This window comes from Phenylobacterium sp. (genome assembly GCF_044236515.1).
GTDB lineage: Bacteria > Pseudomonadota > Alphaproteobacteria > Caulobacterales > Caulobacteraceae > Phenylobacterium.
Genome location: NZ_JBIIGK010000239.1, coordinates 1 through 3,230, shown reverse-complemented (window position 1 = coordinate 3,230; position 3,230 = coordinate 1). Strand labels below are relative to the sequence as shown.

At 68.5% G+C, this 3,230-nt stretch carries 4 protein-coding genes; 1 reads left to right on the top strand and 3 read right to left on the bottom strand.

All coding sequences use genetic code 11. The features are described from left to right. From ACILRF_RS15685 to ACILRF_RS15675, 3 genes are all read right to left on the bottom strand, one after another. On the bottom strand, nucleotides 1–578 hold a 578-nt coding region (locus ACILRF_RS15685), incomplete at its 3' end, for an argininosuccinate synthase domain-containing protein (RefSeq protein WP_395674535.1). Nucleotides 579–665: 87 nt separating this feature from the next. Further along, nucleotides 666–1,022: a hypothetical protein gene (locus ACILRF_RS15680; protein ID WP_395674533.1), complete on the bottom strand. Its 357-nt coding sequence runs from the start codon at nucleotides 1,020–1,022 to the stop codon at nucleotides 666–668. Continuing rightward, a complete protein-coding gene (locus tag ACILRF_RS15675; protein WP_395674531.1) occupies nucleotides 1,022–2,953 on the bottom strand; it encodes a potassium transporter Kup in 1,932 nt (643 codons plus the stop codon). The genes ACILRF_RS15680 and ACILRF_RS15675 overlap by 1 nt, the downstream gene beginning before the upstream one ends. Nucleotides 2,954–3,117: 164 nt before the next feature. Here ACILRF_RS15675 and ACILRF_RS15670 point away from each other — a divergent pair. After that, on the top strand, nucleotides 3,118–3,230 hold a 113-nt coding region (locus tag ACILRF_RS15670; RefSeq protein ID WP_395674537.1), incomplete at its 3' end, for an SDR family NAD(P)-dependent oxidoreductase.

Genomic DNA, 3,230 nt, shown 5'->3' with positions numbered 1-3,230 from the left:
GATGAGGAGTGCAGCAGGTTGGCGTCGACGCTGAACGGGCTCTCGCCGCGCTTGTCCTTGCTGATCGGGATCTGGTGCTGCTCGGCGAAGCTGATCAGCGCCTCGCGGCTCTTGAAGTCCCATTCGCGCCACGGCGCGATCACCCGGATGTCGGGCTCCAGCGCATAGTAGCCGAGCTCGAAACGTACCTGGTCGTTCCCCTTGCCGGTCGCCCCGTGGCAGACGGCGTCGGCGCCGACTTTCCGGGCGATCTCGATCTGGCGCTTGGCGATCAGCGGCCGGGCGATCGAGGTGCCGAGCAGGTACTGGCCCTCATAGACCGTGTTGGCGCGGAACATGGGGAACACGTAGTCGCGGACGAACTCCTCGCGCAGGTCGTCGATGAAGATGTTCTCGGGCTTGATGCCCAGCAGTTCGGCCTTCTTGCGGGCCGGCTCCAGCTCTTCGCCCTGGCCGAGGTCGGCGGTGAAGGTGACGACCTCCGCGCCATACTCGGTCTGCAGCCACTTCAGGATGATCGAGGTGTCGAGGCCGCCGGAATAGGCGAGGACGACCTTCTTGACGGGCTTTTCGGCCATGGCGGGACGGTTCCTGAAGGGTATCGCGGGAGAGGGGTCGCGCGCCTTTAAGAGCGAACGCGGCGAAGGTTCAAGGTCAAAGCGGCCTCAGCGCCGGGGGGTGGGGCCGCCGAAGTCCTCCATCACCCCGCGCAGCCAGCCGATGTGGACCAGGGCGAACACCGGCGCGGTGGCCAGGCGGGCGAGAAAGACGATCAGGACCTTGTCCGGCGCATCGGCCAGCCGGCCGACCGCAAGCAGGATCAGGCCGAAGACGAACGGCACGCCGATCGCCATCGCCATGGCCGCATCGCGCGGGATCTGCCGGCCGCCGCCGCCTGACCACGGCATGGCGATGCGGGCGTCCTTGGGGATCTGCTGCATCGCCGAGCGGCAGGTCGAGGCGATGGCCGCCATGACCAGGATCCACAGCGCGTCGGCGACGTAGGGCAGGATGGCCAGCATCAGATCGTCACCTGCGCCCCCATTTCGACCACGCGGCCGGGCGGGATGCGATAGAAGTCGGTCGGATTGGCGGCGTTGCGCATCAAAAAGATGAACAGCTTGTCCTGCCACAGCGGCATGCCCGACTGCGCCGACGGCACCACCGAGCGGCGGCCGAGGAAGAAGCTGGTCGCCATGATGTCGAACTTGATCCCCTGCTTGCGGCACAGCCCCAGCGCCTTGGGCACGTTGGGGCTCTCCATGAAGCCGTAGGCGATCGTCACCTTCTTGAAGTCCTCGTTCAGCGGCTGGATCTGCACCCGCCTGGCGTCGGGCACGCGCGGCGTCTCGGCCGTCTGGACGGTCAGGATGATGTTCTTCTCGTGCAGCACCTTGTTGTGCTTGAGGTTGTGCATCAGCGCGACCGGCGAGGTGTCGGGGTCGGAGGTCAGGAAGATCGCGGTCCCCGGCGCCCGGTGCGGCGCCCGGGCCTTGAGGATGTCGGCCAGCTCGCTCAGCGGCACGCTCTCGCGGCGGGCCTTCTCCGACAGGATCTGGGCGCCGCGCGTCCAGGTCCACATGATCAGCACGAGCCCGGCGCCCAGCACCAGCGGCAGCCAGGCTCCCTGCGGGATCTTCAGCAGGTTGGAGGAGATGAAGACGACGTCGAGGGCCCCGAAGGCGGCGCTCGCCGCCGCCGCCTGCCACGCCGGCCGCTTCCACATGTAGTGGACGATGTAGAAGAACAGCAGGGTGTCGACGAACATCGCGCCGGTCACCGCGATGCCGTAGGCGGCCGCCAGGTTTGACGAGGTGCGGAACATGAACAGCAGCACCAGCACCCCGACCATCAGCAGGGTGTTGACCTGCGGCACATAGATCTGGCCGGCCTGGGTCTCGCTGGTGCGGCGGATGTCGATGCGCGGCAGCAGGCCGAGCTGCACCGCCTGCTGGGTCATGGAGAAGGCGCCGGTGATCACCGCCTGCGAGGCGATGACGGTGGCGGCGATCGAGAGCAGCCAGACCGGCCAGTAGACCGCCGTGGGGATCATCTCGAAGAACGGATTGGTGCGGGTGTCGGGCCGCGCGAGCACCATGGCTCCCTGGCCCAGGTAGTTCAGCACCAGCGACGGCAGCACGAGGACGACCCAGGCGGCGCGGATCGGCCCTTTCCCGAAATGGCCCATGTCGGCGTAGAGCGCCTCGGCCCCGGTCACCGCCAGGAACACGCTGCCTAGGATGACGAAGCCGAGGAAGCCGTTGTCGATCAGGAACAGCACGCCGTAGTGCGGCGACAGCCCGCGGATCACCGAGATGTCGTCTGCGATGTGGAACAGGCCGAGGCCGCCCAGCACCAGGAACCACAGCGCCGTCACGGGCCCGAACAACCGCGCGACGCTGGCGGTGCCGCGCGACTGCACCAGGAACAGCGCCACGAGGATGATCGCCGTCAGCGGCAGGACCAGCGGCGACAGCCGCTTGCCGACGCCCGGCAGCTCGCGCATCCCCTCCATCGAGCCGAGCACCGACACCGCCGGGGTGATGATGCCGTCGGCATAGAACAGCGCCGCGCCGAACACGCCGAGCAGGAAGATGACCATCGACCGCTGGCCGGGGCTGACACGCTGGGCCAGGGCCATCAGCGCCAGGGTTCCGCCCTCGCCCTTGTTGTCGGCCCGCATCAGGAAGATGACGTACTTGACCGTGACGATCAGGATCAGGGCCCAGGTGATCAGCGACACCACCCCCAGCACCGCCAGTTCGGACGTCCCGCCGCTGCGGCTGTGGGCCAGGGCCTCGCGCATGGCGTAGAGCGGGCTGGTGCCGATGTCGCCGAACACGACGCCGACGGAGCCCAAGGCCAGGGCCCAGAACTTGTCCTTGGGGGCATGGGCGGGCGCGTGAAGCGTCCCTTCCGCCCCGCTAGCCGGGGCGCTGGCCGGATCAGCCATCCAACATCTCCGGGGACCGGAGTCCCCTTGGGCGGCCCGATGCCGTCACGCGGGCGGCGCGATACACCCAATCTGCGCCGCGTTCAATCTCACCGCTCGGCTTGGCCCTTGCGCCGGGCCCGTCGAGACGCGAGGTTCCCCGTGGGCGCTGGGGGAGCATCGGCATGGAACGCAGACTGGCGCTGGTCACCGGCGCCTCGGCCGGCATCGGCGCCGCCTTCGCCCGGGTGCTGGCCAGCTACGGCTACGACATCGCCCTGACCGGCCGTCGGGCCGA